The sequence below is a fragment of the Streptomyces sp. CC224B genome (genome assembly GCF_030010595.1).
Lineage (GTDB): Bacteria > Actinomycetota > Actinomycetes > Streptomycetales > Streptomycetaceae > Streptomyces > Streptomyces longispororuber.
Genome location: NZ_JASCXL010000011.1, coordinates 77,725 through 99,626 on the forward strand (window position 1 = coordinate 77,725; position 21,902 = coordinate 99,626).

The window sequence follows — 21,902 nt, forward strand, 5'->3', positions numbered from 1 at the left end:
GCCAACATGCGGTGACGGCCGCTCCTACCCGGAGTGACGAAGACGCCCGTAGCCCATCCCCAAGGGGCCCGCATGTCGACAGCCCAGCAACCACCGGAACAGCACACCGCCGCCGACGAGCCACCGGCGGACAAGCTGACGGCGCAACTCGACGCGCTACAGCGAGACATCGAGCAGCACCTCGCCGCTCTGCGAGGAGAGGCGGACCGGTGGCCCTCGGGCACCTCCGGAAGCGCCCGGCGCCTCGACTACCGCGAGCACAGCACCCGCACCTACCGCGCCGAGTCCGGCCGGTGGCTGTGAGTACGTCGCCCCCTCCGTGCGCCCAGCGCTCCGGTGACTCATCGCTCGCGCCCGGCACCAGACCGACGACGTAGACCCATCGGTTTCCGCCAGATGGACTCCCGGCGCCTCGCGTCTGCGCCGAGCGCCCCGAACGCCCGCCCCCTGCCCGTGACCGCCACGGCTCCCCCAAGGCCCGGCACCCCGGGCAGGGGGCGGGTCAAAGCCCCACAAGCACCACCCCGTACCTCCGGAATCCGGCACCACCACACCGTCACGGAGAAGGGAAGACCCACACCATGACCGCACCCACTACCCCGACCGGCCTGCACGCCATCGAGTTAGAGATCACCGGCGGGTGTCAGCTCACGTGCACCCACTGCCTGTCCGAATCGAGCCCACAGGGCACGCACGGCCGCATGACGGTTGGGGACTGGCAACAGGTCATCACGGACGCAGCAGCCCTAGGCATCCCTCAGGTCCAGCTCATCGGCGGCGAGCCCACGCTGTACCCCTACTGGGTGGACCTGCTCGACCTCGCCCTCGGCCTGAACCTGCACGTCGAAGTGTTCAGCAACCTGTACCACGTCCGCCCTGCCTGGTGGACCGTCTTCGAACAGGACGGCGTCAGCCTCGCCACGAGCTATTACAGCGACGATCCGGCCGAGCACGACCGCATAACCCAGCGGCCCGGCAGCCACCAGCGCACCCGCACCAACATCCAAGAAGCCCAACGCCGCGGTATCCCGCTCCGTGTCGGCATCCTCCATATCCAACCGGGCCAACGTGTACAGCAAGCCCGAGCGGACATCGAGGCCATGGGCATCAACGACATCCAGATGGACCGCGTACGCGCTGTAGGCCGCGCCGTCATGGGCAGCGACGGCCCCAGCGCCGCGGAACTGTGCGGCCGGTGCGGCATCAACCGCGCCGCCATCCTGCCCAGTGGGGACCTCACCCTGTGCGTGCTGTCGCGCTTCATGCCTGTGGGGAACGTCCGCGTCACCCCGCTCGCTGACCTCATCGACGGCCCCCTGTGGCGTGACGCCCGGAGCAAGATCCCCCCACTCAGCCCAACCGCCTGCCAGCCCGACGGCTCCGACTGCAACCCCGCCAACACCCCCGCCTGCCTCCCCAAATTCCCCGTAGCGCCCATCTACCTGACCACGCAGGACGGCACCCGATGACGATCTGGGAAGCGCACGCCGCGCGCCTCGCTGACACCGTGACCCACCCCCAGTCCCGCTGGCGCGACGCCGTGCGCCACACCCCCCGGCACGTCCTCGTCCCCCGCTGGTGGCAGAGCGAACGCGCCGGCGTCACCTTGGTCGACGGGCCCGCCGACCCTGACCGCTGGATGCGCGCCGCCTACAGCGACACCACGCTCGTCACCCGCCTCGGACCACTGCACGCCGATCACGCCCACCCCGATGACCGCCCCCGCTGGTGGCCGTCCTCGTCCTCGACCCTGCCCTCGCTGGTCGTACAGATGTTCCGCCACGCCCGACCCGACAACGGCATGGACGTTCTCGACATCGGCACCGGGAGCGGCTACGGCACCGCCCTGCTCTGCCGACGCTTCGGCGACCGGCACATCACCAGTGTCGACGTGGACCCCTACCTCACCGGCACCGCCCGCGAACGCCTCGCCGACATCGGGCACAAGCCCCACATCGCCACCGTCGACGCCACCGGCCCCCTGCCTGGCACCTTCGACCGCATCATCGCCACCGTCTCGGTGCCCCGCATCCCCGCCTCATGGCTGGCCGCCCTGCGCCCCGAGGGACGGCTCGTGACCACGATCACCGGTACCTCGCTGATCATCGGTGCCGACAAGCACCCCGGCGGTGGCGCGGTCGGGCGCATCGAACGTGACTGGGCCGGATTCATGGGCATCCGCCACAACCCCGACTACCCGCCCCGCCTCCTGGCCCGATTCCCCCACGCGCGCGACCAGGAAGGCGACGAGATCACCACCGGCCGCTACCCCGTCCTCAACGTGGCGGAAGCGTGGGAGGTGAATACGCACCTCACCCTCGCCGTGCCCGGCATCGAAACCCATTTCGAAACCGACGGTGACCACCGCACGGCGTGGCTCCTGCACGCCGACGGCTCATGGGCCCGCGCCCGCGGTCGCTGGACCGACGCCCCCACCGTCCACCAAAGCGGCCCGCGCCGCCTGTGGGACGTCCTTGAACGCATCCGCCACAAGCTCAACCTCGAAGGCAGCCTCGGTCTGTACGGCTACCGCGTCCGCATCGAACCCGACGGCCGATGCCACATCAGCCAGGGCGAATGGTCCGCAGTGATCGAGTAACCGCCCCAACTCAGGCGCCCCGCCGACAAGACCCCGACGGCCGGTCCTACGCGGCCGTCGGGGGTGACACCACGCCACCAGCTACACAGGAGCTGACAGCGCCATGCGAAACCCTATCCGGCTCATACACCAGCGGTTAAGAGCGCACGTCGGCCGCCGCGCGCCCGGCCGCCACACTGCCGCTTACCTCACCGCCGCCCCGCCCCCGCCGCCCCGCCCGCTGCCCGCGCACGTGCGCGACCGCGCCCGACCCCTCGTCGGCGAAGACGTCGCCCTTGTCCGCCCCTACCTCACCGCCTACGAGGCCCGGCGCGACCGCGACCGGACGCGGGCCCGCCCCCAGCTGCCCACCCCGGTCGACTACCCCACGCTTCGGCTGGCCGCCGTATGACGACGTGCTGCGCCTGCGGGCGCCTCACCGAAGCCCCCGTTCCGATCCGCGACCACATCACCCCCCGCGGCACCGCGCACACCCAAATCGCCTGCCCCGACTGCGCACCCCACCTCACCCCCGGCCCCCTCACCCCCGACACCCCACCCCCCATGCCGCTCCTGCCCTACAGAAACCGCGCGCCCCTCTGGCCCCTCACCCCCACCCGGGCGCACCCCACCTCACAGAACGGAGCCACCCCGTGAGACGCAACCTCCCCGCGCCCGACTGGGCTGCCACGTCTCCCGCTCTCACGAGCGTGGAGACCACCCGAATCGCCATCCACGGCCGGATCACACACCAGATCGCCACCGCCCACGACATCCAACTCGGCCTCGCCCCGCTCCTGATACTGCCCATGCTCTACGACCTCGCCGCAACCGGCCTGTGGGAGCGCCACAGGAGCGGGCGCCTACGCCTCACAGACCGCGACTGCCACGTCTTCACCTTCAACCACGAAGGCACCGCCGTGAAGGAGTACGCGGCCAGCCACCCCGACCACCGCTGCCCGCGCCCCCCCCAGCCCGACGAGCGCGAACGGCGCGCGTGGCTGCCCCACTTCGTTGATGATCACAAGACCCTCCCCCCGCCCGAGTACCCCCGCGACGGGTGGCGCCTCATCCTGCGCCGCGCCGCCACCCTCCCCCTCACCGTGCTCCCGCCCGCCCTGGCCTTCTACGCCCGGTACCACTACAAGATCAACACTCTCGCCCCGACCACCGTCGCCCGCGTCTTCCACTCCTTCGCCGACACCGCCCCCACCGTCTACGACCGCTGGCAGAACACCCCCGGGCACCACCTCGTTGAAGACCCCGCCGGTCTCTTCTGGTCGCTCAGCCGCACCATGAGCAACAGCGCCAAACCGGCTGTTACCGGCATCTACCCACCCCGCGGCATGCCCGCCGACCACCCCGCCGACCAGCGAGCGAACCGCGCCCCGGGCTCCTCCACCCTGGCCACCCGCCACCGCCCCACCCACCGGCCATAGCGCCAGTGATCTTGCCCCACCCCTCCTAAACTGACCGGGCCGCTGCCACGAGAGGATTGATCACAAATGCGCCCCGCCGAGGCTCAAGGCCTTTTCACCGACATTCTGAAGAACCACCCTGACGTGCAACGCGTCCAGACCCTCGCCGAAGCGGGCGACACCAAGCACCCCTGCGGCCTCGCCGTCACCGTGGCCGGCCGCGAGACCCGGTGGCAGATGATCGGCCAGCTCGCCGAAGGGGCGAAGCACGACGTGCCCCCCCCCGCCACCCAGGGTCAGCCCGCCCCCTACACCGCCGCCCCCGCATCCGGCCCCGCAGACGCATGGCTCGCCGGAGCCATCGGCGCTGCCGAATCCCCCGAAATCGCCGAACTCGAAATCTGGTCGGCCCGCGAAGACGGCAGCCGAGAGGGCGTCACCGTCTTCTGGCACAACGCCGAGCGCACGTTCATCCGCAAGCTCTGATTTCCCGCCGCCTCACCGCGCGGCGGGCGCACCACAGCAATCAGCACCACCCCACCCAAGGGAGGAACTGATCATGTGTGCCAGACGCGGACACCGCTTCGACCCCGGTCTATGCGCCAACGGATCTCAGTGCCAGCAATGCGGCGCCGTTTTCAGCCTTCCCCCAGGGAGCGGCACCCCCCTGCACCAACCGCGGGACGGCGGCCGTGAGACCTGCCAGGGGTCCGGCGCCCCCACCGTAGAAATCGGCTAAGCCACCACCCCAAACAGAGCAGCCCGGGCGCCCCACAAGGGCACCCGGGCTTTCCTGCTCAACACACCAAAACGCACACACGCAACAGGCCGAGACGTAACGTCAATCAGTCGGACGCTGCTCGCGGAGTTCCTTAATAGCCCGCCGCCGCGCCAGCCGGTGTGTGCGCCTAATCTGTGCTTCCTGGAAACGCCGCTTATCCCGCTCAGTCTCTGGAATTACCGGCGGGACAGTGCGCGGCTTTCCGTCGGCGTCGACCGCCGCGAACACCAGGTAGGCCGACCCCACCTGTTGCGCAGGCGACGATTCGTTCCAGCGCTCCGCCATCACCCGAACCCCGATCTCCATGGAGGTTCGGCCCGTCCAGTTGCATTGCGCATGGACGTGAACCAGGTCGCCGACTCTGACCGGCTCCAAAAACACCATTTCGTCCATCGACGCCGTGACCGCCGGCCCACCAGAGTGGCGCCCAGCGACGGCCCCCGCCGCGTCATCGACGAGTTTCATGATCACGCCGCCGTGCACCGTGCCGAGGAGGTTCGTGTCCCCCGCCGTCATGATGTGGCTGAGCGTGGTACGAGACGCCGCCGTCGGCTTGCCGGGAAGCTCCGTCACGGCCGCTATGGGCGCACGATCAGTCATGCCACCAGCGTAAGGGCACTTATGCGCCACTTCCGCCCCACAGGACACAGAGCGGCCCCGACGTCACAGAAGGTGACACCGGGGCCGCCCGCGCGCTGTCTGCCCTGGTCAGGCGTGTTTATGCCTTAGAGGATCACACGTGAACGAGGTCGCCCACCCTGACGGGCTCCAGGAAGACCATCTCGTCCATGGAGGCGGTCACGGCGGGTCCGCCGGAGTGGCGTCCGGCGACGGCCCCCGCCGCGTCGTCGACGAGTTTCATGATCACGCCGCCGTGCACGGTGCCGAGGAGGTTGGTGTCGGCGTGCGTCATGATGTGGCTGAGCGTGGTGCGGGACGCCGCGGTCGGCTTGCCGGGAATCTCCGAGTCCGGGCCGGGGGCCTGATCTGTCATGCCCTCCACCCTATGTCGAGCGCCGGGAAACGCCGCTCCCGGGCGCTTTGCCACAGCTCTGCAACAGCAGTGACCCGAAACAACGCCCTCCCTGTGAGGCGGGGCGCGCGGCACTGCACACTAAGCCACATGAGCGATTGGCGAGACGCGCGGACCGAGGGCAACGGGGACCGCCACGGGTACGGCAGCGGCAGCGCACAGCCCGAGGGCGCCCGCGTGATGCGCCACGTCCAGCGGCCCGACTCGGTCCCGCGCCAGCCCTCGTACGACGACAACGTGTACGACGACCTCTACCGCGACCAGCGGCCCCAGCCGGGGCAGCCCGGTCAGCACGCCCAGGGCCCCGGCGGCCCGGAGGGCTACGACAGCGGCTACAACACCGGGCAGGTCTACGGCGCGCCGGCCGGACCGCGCCGCGGCGGGCAGGGGCCGGGCGGCCCCCAGGGCCCGCAGGCGCCGCCGCGACCGAGGCCGCCGGTGAACTGGAGGAAGCGCATCACCTGGGGCCTGGTCACGTTCCTGGCCCTGCTGATCGTCGTCTCCGTCGGCACGTACTTCTGGGCGGACTCCAAGCTCAAGCGCGAGGTCGACCTGTCGAAGGTCATCGAGCGGCCCGCGGGCGGCAAGGGCACGAACTACCTGATCGTGGGGTCGGACAGCCGCGAGGGCATGTCCGACGAGGAGAAGAAGAAGCTGCACACCGGCTCCGCCGAGGGCAAGCGCACCGACTCGATGATGATCCTGCACGTCGCGGACGACGGCGGGAACACGATGATCTCGCTGCCGCGCGACTCGAACGTCACCATCCCCTCCTTCAAGGGCGCGGACTCCGGCAAGCTCTACCCGGGCACCGGCCGCCAGGTGAAGCTGAACGCCGCGTACGCCGAGGACGGCCCCGAGCTGCTCGTGCGGACCGTCGAGGCCAACACGGGCCTGCGCATCGACCACTACGCGGAGATCGGCTTCGGCGGCTTCGCGGAGATCGTCGACGCGGTCGGCGGCGTGGAGATGGACATCCCCAAGGCCTTCAAGGACAAGAAGTCCGGCGCCGACTTCGAGGCGGGCAAGCAGACGCTGAACGGCGAGGAGGCCCTGGCCTTCGTGCGTACGCGGTACGCCTTCGCGGGCAGTGACCTGGACCGCACCAAGAACCAGCAGAAGTTCCTCGCGGCCCTCGCCAACCAGGCGGCCACGCCCGGCACGGTCATGAACCCGTTCAAGCTCTACCCGACGATGGGCGCCGGCCTGGACACGCTGATCGTCGACAAGGACATGGGCCTGATGGACGTGGCGTCGATGTTCTGGGCGATGAAGGGCGTCACGGGCGGCGACGGCACCTCCATGAACATGCCGATCTCCGGCACCGTCGGCGGCAACCTCGTCTGGGACAAGGCGAAGGTCAAGCAGCTCGTCGAGCAGCTCAACAACGACGAGAAGGTCACCGTCACCGGCAACTGACACCGCCTCCCGCGCCCGTCCGCGCCCCTCCGCACACTTCCGCGTCCTTCCGCGCCCTTCCGCCCCTTCCGCACCCGCCGGGCCCCGCCGTCACCACGGCGGGGCCCTTCGCGTACGCCGGACGTACGCCCGGTGGCGCCGGAACGTACGCCCGGTGGCGGCGGGCGTACCCCGAACGCTCCGCCCGCCGCGAAGCCGCGCGCCCGCCGTGCGACGGTGGTGCGACCCAGCCAGTACTGCCCACACCGGACCGCGGAGCTGCCATGGCGGAGCTGCAGGACGAATACGACACCCCCGCCGAGGCCGGAGAGCTCGGCGGGCGCCCGGCCACCGCCACGGACGCCCGGCGCGTCACCGGGGCGCCCCGGCCCGAACCCGCCGCCGGCCGCGAGGACGCCTTCGGCCGGGCCCGCGCCCTGCTCGACGCGCATCCCGTCGCCGACGGCCACAGCGGTCTGCTGCGGGCCCTGCGGGCGATGCCGTACTGCGACCTGGAGTCCGGCGACGGCAGCGTGGAGACGGACGTGCCGCGGCTGCGCGCGGGCGGGGTGGGCGCGCTGTTCTGGTCGCTGCACGTGCCCGACGACCGCGACGGGGACCGGGCGGTGGCCGCGGCGCTCGAACAGCTCGACCTGGTCCGGCACGTCGCCGCACGGTACGCCGACGACCTGCGGCTCGTCCGGGACGCGTCGGAGACCGCCGACGCCCGCAACCGCGGCCGGATCGCCGTCGTGGTGGGTCCGGCGAGCGCCCGCGCCCTGGGCGACTCGCTGGGCGCGCTGCGCTCGCTGCACGCGCTCGGCCTGAACGTGCTCACCCTCGCCGGTACGCCGTGGGCGGGCGAGGACGGCCTGAGCGCCTTCGGCGAGCAGGTCGTACGGGAGGTGAACCGGCTCGGCATCCTCGCGGACCTGACCGGGGCGCCGGAGGCGACGGCGCGGCGGGTGCTCGGCCTGTCCAAGGCCCCGGTGGTCTTCACCCGCTCCGGCGCGCGGGCGCTGCGCGAGCACCCGGCGAACCTGAGCGACGGCCTGCTGGCGGCCGTGGGCGCGGCCAAGGGGCTGTGCCTGGTGCCGCTCGCCGCCGAGCAGACGGGGACGCGCGTGCGGGACGTCGTGGACCACCTGGAGCACGTGCGGAACGTCGCCGGGCCGGAGTGCGTCGGGCTCGCCGGGACCTACGACACCGCGGCCGCGCACCCCGAGGAGCTCGGCGACGTCTCGCGCTTCCCGAGGCTCGTCGCCGAACTGCTCGACCGGGGCTGGGCGGACGCCGAGATCGCGGCGCTCACCTGGGGCAACGTGCAGCGCGCCCTGCGCGGCGCGGACTTCACGGCCCGGGCGTCGCGCTGACGCGGGGCCGGGCGGGGCTCAGTCGATCCGGCACAGGCAGAACGGGTGCCCCGCCGGGTCGGCGTACACGCGGAAGTCGCGCTTGCCGCCGTCGTCGTCCAGGTCCAGCGGGCGGGCGCCGAGGGCCAGGACGCGCTCCTGGGCGGCCTCCAGCTCGTCCGTGGTGCTGCCCGCGTCGAGGTCCAGGTGCAGCTGCTGGGCGTTGCTGTCCGAGCGGGGCCACTCGGGCGGCGTGAAGTCCTCGGCGAGCTGGAACGACACCTTGACGCGGCCGGGCGCGACCAGGTCGATCCACCGGCCGTCGCCCTCCTCGACGATCTCGCCGCCGATGACCGCGGCGTAGAACTCGGCGAGGCGGCGGGGCTCGGGACAGTCCAGGACGACGTTGCGGAGCTTGGCGACGGGGGTGGCCATGTCTTCTCCTCGGCAGGGTCTCGGCAGGGTCTCGGCAGGGTCGAACGCGGGTCGATGGGTTACCGCTTCAGACTTCTACCCGGTAACGCCTGGGGTTACCCCATACTGTGACAGTGGCGGTAACGTCGCAACCATGAACGACAGAGCGCCCGCACCCGGTGGGCTCGCCCTGGTGCAGGCCCTGGTGAACACCCTCGACATCGGGGCGGGTACCGACGAGCTGGACACCGAAACGGGGCGCGCGCGGTTCGGCCTCGCGCCGGGTGAGGTGGCCGCCGCGCGGGAGCTGCGCGAGGCCCTGCGGGCGGCGTGCCTCGCCCACGCCGGGCACGCGCCGCACCGCGAGGTGCGGCCCCTCGGCGACCTCCTGGCCGGGGCTCCCCTGCTGGTCCGCGTCGACCCGGCCGACGGCTCGGCGCGGCTCGTCCCCGCCGAGCCCGGGACGCTCCTGTCCCGGGTGGCGGCGGCCGTCGCGGAGGGGCTGGCGGCGGGCACCTGGCAGCGGCTCAAGGGGTGCGAGTCCGCCACCTGTCACTGGGCGTACTACGACCGCAGCCCGGGCGGCCGGGGCCGCTGGTGCGACATGGGGGTGTGCGGGGCCCGCGCCAAGATGCGGGCGTACCGGGCCCGCAGGTCCCGGCGCCCCTCGTAGCCGCACGCCCTGGCGCGGGGAGCCGCCCGGACGACGACAGCCCCCGGCGCGGTGCCGGGGGCTGCCTTGTCTCCGCGGGGTGTTCTCCGGGGGCGCGTGCGCCGCTACGGAAGGTTCCTGGCCATCACGATCCGCTGGACCTGGTTCGTGCCCTCGTAGATCTGCGTGATCTTGGCGTCGCGCATCATGCGCTCGACCGGGTAGTCGCGGGTGTAGCCGTAGCCGCCGAGGAGCTGGACGGCGTCCGTGGTGACCTCCATGGCCACGTCGGAGGCGAAGCACTTGGCGGCGGCACCCTGGTAGGTCAGGTCGGCGTCGCCGCGCTCGGAGGCGGCGGCGGCCTGGTAGGTCAGGGCGCGGGCGGCGGAGATCTTCATGGCCATGTCCGCGAGCATGAACTGGACGCCCTGGAAGTCGGCGATCGGCTTGCCGAACTGCTTGCGCTCCTGGACGTAGCCCTTGGCGTAGTCGAGGGCGCCCTGGGCGATGCCGAGGGCCTGGGCGGCGATGGTGATGCGGGTGTGGTCCAGGGTCTTCATCGCCGTGGCGAAGCCCGTGCCCTCCGCGCCGATCATGCGGTCGGCGGGGATGCGGACGTTGTCCAGGTAGACCTCGCGGGTCGGCGAGCCCTTGATGCCGAGCTTCTTCTCCGGGGCGCCGAACGAGACGCCCTCGTCGCCCTTCTCCACGACGAAGGCCGAGATGCCCTTGGAGCGCTTCTCGGGGTCGGTCACGGCCATGACCGTGTAGTACTCGGAGACGCCGGCGTTGGTGATCCAGCGCTTCACGCCGTTGAGGACGTAGTGGTCGCCGTCCCGGACGGCCTTGGTCTTCATGCCCGCCGCGTCCGAACCGGCGTCCGGCTCGGAGAGGCAGTACGAGAACATCGCGTCGCCCTTGGCCAGCGGCGTCATGTACTTCTTCTTCAGCTCCTCGGAGCCGGAGAGGATCACGGGCAGCGAGCCCAGCTTGTTGACGGCCGGGATGAGGGAGGAGGACGCGCAGACGCGGGCCACCTCCTCGATCACGATGACCGTGGCGAGCGCGTCGGCGCCCGCGCCGCCGAAGGTCTCCGGCACGTGCACGGCGTGCAGGTCGGAGGCGACCAGGGCGTCCAGGGCCTCCTGCGGGAAGCGGGACTCCTCGTCGACGGCCGCGGCGAACGGCGCGATCTTCGCCTCGGCGAGCGAGCGGATCGTGTCGCGGAGCATCTCGTGCTCCTCGGACGGGCGGTACAGGTCGAAGTCAGCCGTTCCGGCCAAGGTCTCTCACGCTCCAAAGGACGCCGCGGACGCTAATTACCGTTAAGTAACACGCTGGTCGAATCGAATCTTAGGGCGCCGCTCCCGTCACCGGTACGTGAGTTTGACGACAGGGTGATCGTGCCCGGTGAGAGGCCCCGGCACGCCCGCACTATGCTCGGGCAGCGCAGCGCAGCGCTCGAACCACACTGGAGCACCCTCATGGCCCTGAAGATCACCGTGATCGGCACCGGCTACCTCGGCGCCACCCACGCCGCGGCCATGGCCGAGCTCGGCTTCGAGGTCCTCGGCCTCGACGTCGTACCGGAGAAGGTCGACATGCTGCGGCGCGGCGAGGTCCCGATGTACGAGCCGGGCCTGGAGAAGCTGCTCCGGGCCCACGTCGCGGGGATCGAGGGCTCCACCGGGCGGCTGAACTTCACCATGGACTGGGAGGAGGCCGCCGACTTCGGCGACGTGCACTTCCTCTGCGTCAACACCCCGCAGAAGCACGGCGAGTACGCCTGCGACATGAGCCATGTGGACGCCGCCGTCGACTCCCTCGCCCGCCATCTGCGGCGCCCCGCCCTGGTCGTCGGCAAGTCGACCGTGCCGGTCGGCAGCGCGGACCGGATCGCGGCCCGGATCGCCGAGCTGGCCCCCGCGGGCGCGGACGTCGAGCTGGCCTGGAACCCGGAGTTCCTGCGCGAGGGGTTCGCCGTCGACGACACCCTGCACCCGGACCGGATCGTGGTCGGCGTGCGCGGCGAGCAGGCCGAGAAGGTGCTGCGCGAGGTGTACGCGACGCCGATCGCCGAGGGCTCGCCCTTCGTCGTCACCGACTTCCCCACGGCCGAGCTGGTCAAGACCTCCGCGAACTCCTTCCTGGCCACGAAGATCTCCTTCATCAACGCCATGGCCGAGGTCTGCGAGGCCGCGGGCGGCGACGTGGTGAAGCTCGCCGAGGCCCTCGGGTACGACGACCGCATCGGCGCCAAGTTCCTGCGCGCCGGGATCGGCTTCGGCGGCGGCTGCCTGCCCAAGGACATCCGCGCGTTCATGGCGCGCGCCGGGGAGCTGGGCGCCGACCAGGCCCTGACCTTCCTGCGCGAGGTCGACTCGATCAACATGCGGCGCCGCGGGCACATGGTGGAGCTGGCCCGCGAGGCCGTCGGCGGCGGATCGTTCCTGGGCAAGCGGGTGGCCGTGCTCGGCGCCGCCTTCAAGCCGGACTCCGACGACGTGCGCGACTCGCCCGCCCTGAACGTGGCCGGGCAGATCCACCTCCAGGGCGGCCAGGTCACCGTCTACGACCCCAAGGGCATGGCCAACGCCCGCCGCGTCTTCCCGACGCTCGGGTACGCCGACACGGCCGAGGACGCCGTCCGGGGGGCCGATGTGGTCCTGCACCTCACCGAGTGGCGCGAGTTCCGCGAGCTCGACCCCGAGGCGCTCGGGGCCGTGACGGGGCAGCGGGTCCTGCTGGACGGCCGGAACGCGCTGGACCCGGAGCGGTGGCGCGCGGCGGGGTGGACCTTCCGCGCCATGGGACGGCCGGGGGCCTGACGGGGCCGCGGCCTTGACGGGTCCGGAGCCTGACGGGCGCGGGGCCTGACGGGTCCGTGGCCTTGGCTGGCACGGGGCCTTGACGGGCGCGGGCTCGGGAGTGGCCGGGCCCCTGGCCTCGTACCGACGGGGCGCCCCACCCCGCACGTACAGAACGATCACCCGTTCTGCACAATCACCACATGGCCACTACACCAACTCCGCGCCCCGTCACGCCCGATGACGTCCCGTCCCTCGCCACGACACTGGCGCGGTCGTTCGCGTCCGACCCGATGATGCGGTGGCTGTTCCCCGACGCGGACACCCGCGGGGAGCGGCTCGAGCGGTACTTCGCCACCCTCTACACGCGGCACTACGGCCCGCACGGCCTGTGCGAGCTGACCGGCTCCGCCGCCTCCTTCTGGCTGCCGCCGCGCACCGGCGACGAGGCCGAGCCCGACGAGGAGCTGTTCGCGGAGCTGGGGGCCGTCCTCGGCGAGCACACCACCCGGCTCGAGGCCAGCTACGAGGTGATCACCCGGTACACGCCCGCCGAGCCGCACTGGTACCTCGCCGTGGTCGGGGCCGACCCCGCCGCCCGGGGCCAGGGGCACGGGGCCGCCCTGCTGCGGTCCGGCCTCGCCCGGGCCGACGCGGCGGGCCTGCCCGCGTACCTGGAGTCCTCCAAGGCCGAGAACGTGCCGTTCTACGAGCACTTCGGCTTCACCCTGCGGAAGGAGCTGAGCCTCCCCCTGGACGGCCCCTCGGTGTGGCTGATGTGGCGGGACGCCACGTAGCACCACGCGGCGCCGGCGCACAGAGGGCCGAAGCGCAAGGGGCGTGACCCGGTGGGTCACGCCCCTTGCGGTGTCCGTCGCCGCCGGGTCAGCGGCTCGCGCCGTCCAACTGCTCCAGCGTCGCGACCGACGGGCCGCGCCGGGAGCGGACGTCACGGGCCACGTCCTCCGCCGCGCCGAGGACGCGTACCGCGTTGCCCCACGTCAGCTTGGCGAGGTCGGCCGTGGACCAGCCGCGGTCGAGGAGCTCCGCGATCAGGTTCGGGTAGCCGGAGACGTCGTCCAGGCCCACGGGCGTGAACGCGGTGCCGTCGTAGTCGCCGCCGATGCCGATGTGGTCGATGCCCGCGACCTCGCGCATGTGGTCGAGGTGGTCGGCCACCGTCGCGGCGGTGGCGACGGGGCGCGGGTTCGACTCCTCGAAGGCCGCGTGGACCTCCATGGCCTCCGAGGTGGTGTCCAGGTGGTGGAAGCCGTGCGCGCGCATGTTGTTGTCGGCCGCCAGCGTCCAGTCGACCGCCTCCTGGAGGACGAACTTCGGCACGAAGGTCGCCATCGCCACGCCGCCGTTGGCGGGCAGGCGCTCCAGGACGTCGTCCGGGATGTTGCGGGGGTGGTCGCAGACCGCGCGCGCCGAGGAGTGGGAGAAGATCACCGGCGCCTCGGAGGTGTCCAGGGCCGCCCGCATCGTGGTCGCCGCCACGTGCGAGAGGTCCACCAGCATGCCGAGGCGGTTCATCTCGCGGACCACCTCGTGGCCGAACGGCGACAGGCCGCCGACGCCCGGCTCGTCGGTCGCCGAGTCCGCCCACGCGATGTTGTCGTTGTGCGTCAGCGTCATGTAGCGGACGCCGAGCGCGTACAGCGCCCGCAGCGTGGCGAGGGAGTTGTTGATCGAGTGGCCGCCCTCGGCGCCCATGAGGGAGGCGATCCGGCCCTCCGCGCGGGCCGCCTCCATGTCGGCGGCGGTGTGCGCGGCCCGCAGGTCGCCGGGGTGGCGGTCGAGCAACTGGCGGACGCAGTCGATCTGTTCCAGGGTCGCGCTGACCGCGGCGTCGCCCGCCAGGTCGGTGCGCACGTACACCGACCAGTACTGGGCGCCGACGCCGCCCGAGCGCAGCCGGGCCAGGTCCGTGTGCAGCCGGCCCGTCTGGTCCGCGGCGATGTCCAGCAGGTCGAGGTCGTACCCGGCCTTCTCGCGCAGCGCCCAGGGCAGGTCGTTGTGGCCGTCCACGACGGGGGACTCGGCGAGCAGGGCACGGGCGCGGGCCAGGGAGTCGGGCAGCTTCGTCATGAGGTCACTGTCCCGAACCGAAGCCGAAACCGGAACCCGTGCCCTCCACCTTGGCGCGCAGCCGCTTGCCCTTCTCCGTCGCCTGGTCGTTCAGCTCCTGCTGGAACTCCCGCATGCGGCCGAGCAGTTCGCCGTCGTGCGCGGCGAGCATGCGCGCGGCGAGCAGCCCGGCGTTGCGCGCGCCGCCCACGGAGACCGTCGCGACCGGCACGCCCGCGGGCATCTGCACGATGGACAGCAGCGAGTCCATGCCGTCGAGGTACTTGAGCGGCACGGGCACGCCGATGACCGGCAGCGGCGTCACGGAGGCGAGCATGCCGGGCAGGTGGGCGGCGCCGCCCGCGCCCGCGATGATCGCTTTCAGGCCGCGGTCGGCGGCCTGTTCGCCGTACGCGACCATCTCGTGCGGCATGCGGTGCGCGGACACCACGTCCACCTCGTACGGGATCTCGAACTCGTCGAGGGCCTGGGCGGCGGCCTCCATGACGGACCAGTCGGAGTCCGAGCCCATGACGACGCCGACGACGGGGCCCTGGTGGGGACCGTGGGGACCGCTTTCGGGACTGCTCATTCGGTGATCGTTCCTCTGAGGTAGCCGGCAGCGTGGCGGGCGCGGTCCAGGACCTCGTCCAGGTCGTCGCCGTAGGTGTTGACGTGGCCGACCTTGCGGCCGGGCTTCACGTCCTTGCCGTACATGTGGATCTTCAGCTTCGGGTCGCGCGCCATGCAGTGCAGGTACGCGGTGTACATGTCGGGGTAGTCGCCGCCGAGGACGTTCGCCATGACCGTCCACGTCGCGCGCGGGCGCGGGTCGCCGAGCGGCAGGTCGAGGACCGCGCGGACGTGGTTGGCGAACTGGGAGGTCACCGCGCCGTCCTGGGTCCAGTGGCCGGAATTGTGCGGGCGCATCGCCAGTTCGTTGACCAGCACGCGGCCGTCGCGGGTCTCGAACAGCTCGACGGCCAGGTGCCCGACCACGCCCAGCTCCCGCGCCACCCGCAGCGCCAGCTCCTGGGCCCGTCCCGCCAGCTCCTCGGAGAGGCCCGGGGCGGGCGCGATGACGGTGTCGCAGACGCCGTCGACCTGCTGCGACTCCACGACGGGGTACGCCACGGCCTGGCCGTGCGGGGAGCGTACGACGTTCGCCGCCAGCTCCCGTACGAAGTCGACCTTCTCCTCGGCGAGGACCGGAACGCCCGCGCGGAAGGGCTCGGCGGCCTGCTCGGCGGAGCGCACGACCCATACGCCCTTGCCGTCGTAGCCACCGCGCACGGTCTTCAGGACGACCGGGAAGCCGTCACTGTCCGTGTCACCCTCGGGGACGCCTTCGGCCGCGAACGCCACCACGTCCGCCGGATCGCTCACGATCCGGTGGCGTGGGCACGGCACCCCGAGCGCGTCCAGCTTCGCGCGCATCACCCCCTTGTCCTGGGCGTGCACCAACGCGTCGGGCCCCGGGCGCACGGGGATGCCGTCCGCCTCCAGGGCCCGTAGATGCTCGGTGGGTACATGTTCGTGATCAAAGGTGATCACGTCGCAGCCCCGCGCGAAGTCACGCAGCGTGTCGAGGTCGCGATAGTCGCCGATGACGACGTCGCTGACGACCTGCGCCGCGGAATCCTGCGGAGTGTCGCTGAGGAGCTTGAACCTGATGCCGAGCGGGATGCCCGCCTCGTGGGTCATACGAGCGAGCTGGCCCCCGCCGACCATGCCGACTACCGGGAACGTCACACCCACAGGGTATCGGCCATCCGTGGACGGCCCGATTCCGCGCTCCGCCGTCAGGGGCGTGCCGCGGTTCGGACGGCGTCCCCGCGCGCCGGCGGCGGGCGCTGGTTAGCATGGCTGGGTTGACGCGACCGGGGAAACCGCAAACGAAGCGGACGCAGCATCCCGTCGACACCGTGGAGAACCGGCTCCGACCGGCCGCCACCGACCGCGGCCGACACGGCCGACACGACCGACCGACACCGACACGGGGGCTGGGGCGACCATGAAGGACCGTGGCGCACTACGGGTGCGAGTGGACCGGCTCACACGGGAAGTGGCGAAGTTCGGTGCCGTGGGCGCCGTGGGGACGCTGGTCAACTTCGCCGTCTTCAACTTCGTGCGCCACGTCACCGACCTCCCGGTGGTGCGCGCCAGCGTCATCGCCACGCTCGTCGCGATCTGCTGCAACTACGTGGGGTTCCGCTACTTCACCTACCGCGACCGGGACAAGAGCGGCCGCACCAAGGAGCTGTCGCTCTTCCTGCTGTTCAGCGTGGTCGGCCTGGTCATCGAGAACGGCGTCCTGTACGTGGCGACGTACGGGTTCGGCTGGGACAGCAGGCTCCAGACGAACGTCTTCAAGTTCCTCGGCATGGCCATCGCCACGCTGTTCCGCTTCTGGTCGTACCGCTCCTGGGTGTTCCGGGCGCTGCCCGCGCGGGAGGCGGTCGCGCATGCGGAATCGTTCCTGGAGGAGGACGCGCGCGACGGCGCGGAGCCGCGGGGAACGGCGTCGGGGGCGCGGCGCCGGGGCTGAGGGGCCGCGGGGCTGAGGGCGGGCCGCTGTCGCGGCCGTGCGCCGCGGGGCTCTGGCGGGTGCCGTCCGGCGCGGTCCGCCGCGGCCGCGGGGATGAGGCGGGTGCCGCTGTGGCGGGTGCCGTCCGGTCGGGCGCTGTCGTGGGCGCCGCTCGCTCGGGCGCTGCCGTGCGGGCTCAGCGGACCGTCTGCTCGTCGCGGCGGGGGCCGGATCCGTGCCCGGCCCGGCCGCGCTTGCCGTCCTTGCCGCCATCCTTGCCGGGCTTGTCGCTCTCTCCGCTTCTGTCGGCCTTGTCCGCATCGGCCGCGTCGTCCTGGGACGGCTGCTGGCGCGAGAGGAAGAGGCCGAACACCGGGGGCTGGGCCTGGAGCATCTCCAGGCGGCCCCCGTCCGCTTCGGCCAGATCGCGGGCCACGGCGAGCCCGATCCCTGTCGAATTGCGGCCGCTGATGGTGCGCTCGAAGATCCGCGCGCCGAGGTCGGCGGGCACGCCCGGGCCGTTGTCGGTGACCTCGATGACCGCCTGGTTGCCGGTGACGCGGGTCCGCAGGGCGACGGTGCCGCCGCCGTGCATCAGCGAGTTCTCGATCAGCGCCGCCAGGACCTGGGCGACCGCGCCCGGGGTGCCCACGGCCTTCAGGTGGCGCTTGCCGGAGCTGACGATGGCGCGGCCCGCGCTGCGGTAGGCCGGGCGCCACTCCTCCAACTGCTGCTTGATCACCTCGTCCAGGTCGAAGGAGACCGCGGAGCCGGTGCGGGGGTCGCGGGAGTTGGTGAGCAGCCGCTCCACCACGTCCGTGAGCCGCTCCACCTGCGTCAGCGCGATCGTCGCCTCCTCCTTCACCGTGTCCAGGTCGTCGGTGACGGTGATCTCCTCCAGGCGCATGGACAGGGCGGTCAGCGGGGTGCGCAGCTGGTGCGAGGCGTCGGCGGCCAGGCGCCGCTCGGCGGTGAGCATGCGGGCGATCCGCTCCGCGCTGGAGTCCAGCACGTCCGCGACGCGGTCCAGCTCCGGGACGCCGTAGCGGCGGTGGCGGGGGCGCGGGTCGCCGGAGCCGAGGCGCTCGGCGGTCTCCGCGAGGTCCGTGAGCGGCGAGGCGAGGCGGTTGGCCTGGCGTACGGCGAGCAGGACCGCGGCGACGATGGCGAGCAGGGCGACCCCGCCGATGATCAGCAGGGTGCGGCCGACCTCCTGGGTGACGGCGGTGCGGGGCTCCTCGACCGTGACCTTCTCCCCCTCCTCGCCGTCCTCCTCGGCCCGGATGACGTCGCCCTCCGGGCGGGTGCCGACCTCGATGGGGGCGCGGCCGGGGATCTCGATGCGGGCGTAGCGCTCGATGTCGACCTGCTCCCGCAGGACCTCGCCGGTGACGCGCTCGTCGCTGATCAGGCGGCTGTCGACGATGCTCGCGAGGCGGACGGCCTCGGAGTTGACGCGCTCCTGGGCGCTGTTGCTGATCGTGCGGGTCTCGACGATCACCAGGGAGACGCCGAAGACGGCGATCACCACGAGGACGACGGCGAGGGTCGAGTTGATGAGGCGTCGGCGCACGGGGCCCTCCGGCCGGGCGGGGGAACGGACCCGACCAGTGTGCCCCGCCCCACCCCCGGGGCCCGACCACCACCGCCCTTCCCGGCCGGGCGGCACCGGGGCTGCGCCCGCTCGGGCGCCCTGATACCCGGCCGGGCGGCACCTGGGGCTGCACCGGCCGGAGGCCCTGGCGCGCGGCCGGGCGGCACCTGGGGCTGTGCCCACCCGTCCCGCCCAGCGGGACGATTGCCCACAGCGGGGCGGGCGGTCGCCGCCCACGGCGGTGGCGGGCGGTATCCACGGCGGGGAAGCGCTCCGCGTCGGGGCCGGACGGGCAAGGCCGGGGAGTCACGGGTGGGCGGGCGGGAAGAAACCCACGACGGCGGGACAGCGCACCGCGTCGGGGCCGGGCCGGCAAGGCCGGGGAGTCACGGGTGGGCGGGCGGGAAACAACCCGCCCCGGCAGGGGCTAGGACTTCTCGAAGCGGAAGCCGACGCCACGGACCGTGGCGATGTACCGCGGATTCGCCGCGTCGTCCCCCAGCTTCTTGCGCAGCCACGAGATGTGCATGTCCAGGGTCTTCGTGGAGGACCACCACGTCGTGTCCCAGACCTCGCGCATGAGCTGGTCCCGGGTGACGACCCGCCCCGCGTCCCGCACGAGCACCCGCAGGAGGTCGAACTCCTTGGCCGTGAGCTGGAGTTCCTCCTCCCCCATCCAGGCCCGGTGCGACTCGACGTCGATGCGTACGCCGTGCGTGGCGGGCGGCTGCGCCGGCTCCGAGGCGCCGCGCCGCAGCAGCGCCCGTACCCGCGCGAGCAGTTCGGCGAGGCGGAAGGGCTTGGTGACGTAGTCGTCGGCCCCCGCGTCGAGCCCGACGACGGTGTCGACCTCGTCGGCGCGCGCGGTGAGGATGAGGATCGGCACCGTGTGCCCCTCGGCGCGCAGCCGCCGGGCGACCTCCAGGCCGTCCATGCCGGGCAGCCCCAGGTCGAGCACGACCAGGTCCACGCTGCCCTGCAGCCCGGCGTCGAGGGCGGTCGGACCGTCCTCGCGCACTTCGACCTCGTAGCCTTCCCGGCGCAGGGCGCGGGCCAGCGGCTCCGAGATGGACGCGTCGTCCTCGGCGAGCAGTACACGGGTCATGGGGTGATGGTAGTCCGCGGCGGACAAGCTCCGAAGGCTGATCGCACGGTGATCGCCGAGCACGGGGCCCGGCCCGGCCACGCCACCCCGCCGACGTCGGCCCCGCACGACGCCGGCCCCGACCACGCACACCACGGCGCACCGCGACGCACCACGCCGCCACGACGCACCGGTTACACACCGGCCACGCACCGACCACGCACCGACAGCGCGGCCACCGCCCCACCCACACCCCTCGGAAGATCAAGTTCCGGGATGCGATCCTTGGGGACATCTCACAGACACCTTGGATTGTGCGAGGTTGGTTCCAAGGTCACCTGTGATCCATGTCTCAAGTCCTTCCAAATCACGCTCTGTGGTGTCGTATGGTGTCGAGACGCCTGTAGCACTACTCAAGGACCTTTGGCCCGCTATTGCGCGCCAAGGGTCTCTTCTGTGTGCGGGCTGGCCTTCGCCAGCCTGGAAGGAATGACCTGTGGTCGGGCCCCGTACGCGATGAGGCGTCGGGGTGTGGATCTCGGTGTCTCCGTCTCTCGTGTCCGCGCGCAGCGGGACGAAACCCCCTTCAGGCGAGGGGGTGGACGGGACGGCGCCGGTGCCGACCGCCCCCACCGGGCGCGCCCATGGCGTCACGCCACACGCGTCCCGACACCCACGAGGATCGACCCATGGCGACCAGCCTGACGAAGGACTCGGCCGGCTCCGGCACCGAGAAGACCTTCTTCGGCCACCCCCGCGGCCTGGCCACACTCTTCATGACCGAGATGTGGGAGCGCTTCAGCTTCTACGGCATGAAGGCCCTGCTCCCCCTGTACCTGGTCGCGCCCGGCGGCATGAACATGAACGCCGCCACCGCCACGGCGATCTTCTCGATCTACATGGCGATGGTCTACCTGCTCGCCATGCCGGGCGGCTGGTTCGCGGACCGCCTGTGGGGCCCGCGCAAGACGATCACGATCGCCGCCCTGGTGATCATGGCCGGTCACGTCACCCTCGCCCTGCCCGGCCAGGCGATGTTCTTCTTCGGCCTCATCCTGGTCGCGATCGGCTCCGGCCTGCTGAAGGCCAACATCTCCACGATGGTCGGCCACCTCTACGACGGCCCGGACGACCCGCGCCGCGACGGCGGCTTCACGCTGTTCTACATCGGCATCAACATGGGCGCCTTCATCGCGCCGCTGGCCATCGGCACGGTCGGTGAGAAGGTGAACTGGCACCTGGGCTTCGCCCTCGCCGCCGTCGGCATGGGCCTCGGCCTGGTGCAGTTCCTGCTCGGCGGGCGCCACCTGAGCGAGCGCAGCGCCGTCGTGCCGAAGCCGGTGGAGAAGCCGGAGCTGATGGGCCTGCTCCGCAAGGCCATGCTGTGGGTCATCGCCGCGGTCGTCTTCTACGGCGTCACGGTCGCCACCGGTGTCTACACCCTGAACTGGGCGACGGTCCCGATCGCGATCCTCGGCCTGGTCATCCCGATCTCGGTGCTCACGCGCATCAAGCGCGACAAGGAGCTGTCGCAGGTCGAGCAGTCCAGGATGACCGCGTACATCTGGTTCTTCGTGGCCGCGGCCGTCTTCTGGATGATCTTCGACCAGGGCGCGTCCACCGTGGCCCTGTTCGGCAAGAACTCCACGGACACCACGATCCTCGGCTTCGACTTCCCGGTCTCCTGGTACCAGTCGGTCAACCCGGTCCTGATCATGGCGCTGGCCCCGGTCTTCGCGTGGCTGTGGCTGGCGCTGAACCGCAGCGGCAAGGAGCCGAGCACGGTGGTGAAGTTCGCCTCCGGCCTGGTCCTGATCGGTGCCTCGTTCTTCGTCTTCCTGATCCCGCTGACCATGGCCGCGGACGGCGAGAAGGTCGGCGCGTACTGGATGGTGGCGATCTACTTCATGCACACCGTCGGTGAGCTGTGCGTCTCCCCGGTCGGCCTGTCGGTCACCACGAAGATGGCCCCGGGGAAGTACGCCTCGCAGATGCTGGGCGTCTGGTTCCTCGCCGTCACCGCCGGTGACTGCACCACCAGCCTGCTCTCCACCGCGGGCGTCGACCTGAACAAGACCGGCGTCGTGGGCATGGAGGCGACCCTCGCCGTCGTCGCGGGCCTCGCGGTCTACATGTACCGCAAGAAGGTCAAGACGCTCATGGGCGACGTGAACTGACACCGCCGCCGCGCGTA

20 protein-coding genes and 2 pseudogenes are annotated in these 21,902 nt (G+C 71.8%); 13 read left to right on the forward strand and 9 right to left on the reverse strand.

Features of this window, described 5'->3' with window-relative positions:
• Positions 1 to 72: 72 nt before the first annotated feature.
• The 6 genes from QK440_RS06960 to QK440_RS06985 all read left to right on the forward strand — a co-directional run bounded on the left by QK440_RS06960 (position 73) and on the right by QK440_RS06985 (position 4,482).
• On the forward strand, positions 73 to 303 hold the full coding sequence (locus QK440_RS06960; RefSeq protein WP_282792098.1) for a hypothetical protein: 231 nt from the start codon (positions 73 to 75) through the stop codon (positions 301 to 303).
• A gap of 278 nt (positions 304 to 581) precedes the next feature.
• Positions 582 to 1,469, forward strand: coding sequence for a radical SAM/SPASM domain-containing protein (locus QK440_RS06965; RefSeq protein ID WP_282792099.1), 888 nt, complete (start codon positions 582 to 584; stop codon positions 1,467 to 1,469).
• A complete protein-coding gene (locus QK440_RS06970; protein WP_282792100.1) occupies positions 1,466 to 2,599 on the forward strand; it encodes a methyltransferase domain-containing protein in 1,134 nt (377 codons plus the stop codon). The genes QK440_RS06965 and QK440_RS06970 overlap by 4 nt, the downstream gene beginning before the upstream one ends.
• Before the next feature lie 232 nt (positions 2,600 to 2,831).
• A complete protein-coding gene (locus QK440_RS06975; RefSeq protein ID WP_282792101.1) occupies positions 2,832 to 2,990 on the forward strand; it encodes a hypothetical protein in 159 nt (52 codons plus the stop codon).
• Positions 2,991 to 3,231: 241 nt separating this feature from the next.
• Positions 3,232 to 4,017, forward strand: coding sequence for a hypothetical protein (locus QK440_RS06980; protein ID WP_282792102.1), 786 nt, complete (start codon positions 3,232 to 3,234; stop codon positions 4,015 to 4,017).
• A 66-nt stretch (positions 4,018 to 4,083) separates the two neighbouring features.
• Positions 4,084 to 4,482, forward strand: coding sequence for a hypothetical protein (locus QK440_RS06985; RefSeq protein WP_282792103.1), 399 nt, complete (start codon positions 4,084 to 4,086; stop codon positions 4,480 to 4,482).
• A gap of 355 nt (positions 4,483 to 4,837) precedes the next feature.
• Here QK440_RS06985 and QK440_RS06990 read toward each other — a convergent pair whose 3' ends face one another.
• Complete coding sequence (locus QK440_RS06990) at positions 4,838 to 5,377, reverse strand: acyl-CoA thioesterase (RefSeq protein WP_282792104.1); 540 nt, start codon at positions 5,375 to 5,377, stop codon at positions 4,838 to 4,840.
• A gap of 136 nt (positions 5,378 to 5,513) precedes the next feature.
• Positions 5,514 to 5,771: pseudogene (locus QK440_RS06995) on the reverse strand (acyl-CoA thioesterase); the annotation flags it as partial.
• A 129-nt stretch (positions 5,772 to 5,900) separates the two neighbouring features.
• Between QK440_RS06995 and QK440_RS07000 the strand changes: the two are divergent.
• Both QK440_RS07000 and QK440_RS07005 read left to right on the forward strand, forming a co-directional pair.
• Complete coding sequence (locus QK440_RS07000; RefSeq protein WP_282792105.1) at positions 5,901 to 7,229, forward strand: LCP family protein; 1,329 nt, start codon at positions 5,901 to 5,903, stop codon at positions 7,227 to 7,229.
• 263 nt (positions 7,230 to 7,492) lie between these two features.
• Complete coding sequence (locus QK440_RS07005; RefSeq protein ID WP_282792106.1) at positions 7,493 to 8,581, forward strand: dipeptidase; 1,089 nt, start codon at positions 7,493 to 7,495, stop codon at positions 8,579 to 8,581.
• An 18-nt stretch (positions 8,582 to 8,599) separates the two neighbouring features.
• Here the strand turns inward: QK440_RS07005 and QK440_RS07010 are convergent, their stop codons facing one another.
• Positions 8,600 to 8,995 (reverse strand): VOC family protein, encoded by a 396-nt coding sequence (locus QK440_RS07010; protein WP_282792107.1) that lies wholly within the window; start codon positions 8,993 to 8,995, stop codon positions 8,600 to 8,602.
• A gap of 133 nt (positions 8,996 to 9,128) precedes the next feature.
• On the opposite strand from QK440_RS07010, the gene QK440_RS07015 reads away from it, so the two are divergent.
• Entirely contained in the window at positions 9,129 to 9,647 is a 519-nt protein-coding gene (locus QK440_RS07015) for a CGNR zinc finger domain-containing protein (protein WP_282792108.1), read from the forward strand.
• 104 nt (positions 9,648 to 9,751) lie between these two features.
• Here the strand turns inward: QK440_RS07015 and QK440_RS07020 are convergent, their stop codons facing one another.
• Entirely contained in the window at positions 9,752 to 10,909 is a 1,158-nt protein-coding gene (locus QK440_RS07020) for an acyl-CoA dehydrogenase (RefSeq protein ID WP_282792109.1), read from the reverse strand.
• A gap of 201 nt (positions 10,910 to 11,110) precedes the next feature.
• On the opposite strand from QK440_RS07020, the gene QK440_RS07025 reads away from it, so the two are divergent.
• Positions 11,111 to 12,454 (forward strand): UDP-glucose/GDP-mannose dehydrogenase family protein, encoded by a 1,344-nt coding sequence (locus tag QK440_RS07025; RefSeq protein ID WP_282792110.1) that lies wholly within the window; start codon positions 11,111 to 11,113, stop codon positions 12,452 to 12,454.
• A 182-nt stretch (positions 12,455 to 12,636) separates the two neighbouring features.
• Positions 12,637 to 13,230: a GNAT family N-acetyltransferase gene (locus QK440_RS07030; protein ID WP_282792111.1), complete on the forward strand. Its 594-nt coding sequence runs from the start codon at positions 12,637 to 12,639 to the stop codon at positions 13,228 to 13,230.
• An 88-nt stretch (positions 13,231 to 13,318) separates the two neighbouring features.
• Here QK440_RS07030 and QK440_RS07035 read toward each other — a convergent pair whose 3' ends face one another.
• The 3 genes from QK440_RS07035 to QK440_RS07045 are packed head-to-tail and all read right to left on the reverse strand — an operon-like array spanning position 13,319 to position 16,309.
• Positions 13,319 to 14,524: a dipeptidase gene (locus QK440_RS07035; protein WP_282792112.1), complete on the reverse strand. Its 1,206-nt coding sequence runs from the start codon at positions 14,522 to 14,524 to the stop codon at positions 13,319 to 13,321.
• A 4-nt stretch (positions 14,525 to 14,528) separates the two neighbouring features.
• The gene (gene purE, locus QK440_RS07040) at positions 14,529 to 15,095 is read right to left on the reverse strand and encodes a 5-(carboxyamino)imidazole ribonucleotide mutase (RefSeq protein ID WP_282792113.1); all 567 of its coding nucleotides are present in this window, start codon (positions 15,093 to 15,095) and stop codon (positions 14,529 to 14,531) included.
• The gene (locus QK440_RS07045; protein ID WP_349239271.1) at positions 15,092 to 16,309 is read right to left on the reverse strand and encodes a 5-(carboxyamino)imidazole ribonucleotide synthase; all 1,218 of its coding nucleotides are present in this window, start codon (positions 16,307 to 16,309) and stop codon (positions 15,092 to 15,094) included. The genes purE and QK440_RS07045 overlap by 4 nt, the downstream gene beginning before the upstream one ends.
• A gap of 208 nt (positions 16,310 to 16,517) precedes the next feature.
• Between QK440_RS07045 and QK440_RS07050 the strand changes: the two genes are divergently transcribed.
• Positions 16,518 to 17,051 carry a GtrA family protein gene (locus QK440_RS07050; RefSeq protein WP_282792115.1) on the forward strand — a complete coding sequence of 178 codons (534 nt, stop codon included), beginning with the start codon at positions 16,518 to 16,520 and terminating at the stop codon, positions 17,049 to 17,051.
• Positions 17,052 to 17,379: 328 nt separating this feature from the next.
• On the opposite strand, the pseudogene QK440_RS07055 reads toward QK440_RS07050, so the two are convergent.
• Positions 17,380 to 18,603, reverse strand: a pseudogene (locus QK440_RS07055) (ATP-binding protein); the annotation flags it as partial.
• 448 nt (positions 18,604 to 19,051) lie between these two features.
• Positions 19,052 to 19,729, reverse strand: coding sequence for a response regulator transcription factor (locus QK440_RS07060; RefSeq protein ID WP_164324255.1), 678 nt, complete (start codon positions 19,727 to 19,729; stop codon positions 19,052 to 19,054).
• Positions 19,730 to 20,397: 668 nt separating this feature from the next.
• Between QK440_RS07060 and QK440_RS07065 the strand changes: the two genes are divergently transcribed.
• Positions 20,398 to 21,885, forward strand: a complete 1,488-nt coding sequence (locus QK440_RS07065) for an oligopeptide:H+ symporter (RefSeq protein ID WP_282792116.1) — start codon at positions 20,398 to 20,400, stop codon at positions 21,883 to 21,885.
• Positions 21,886 to 21,902 lie beyond the last annotated feature (17 nt).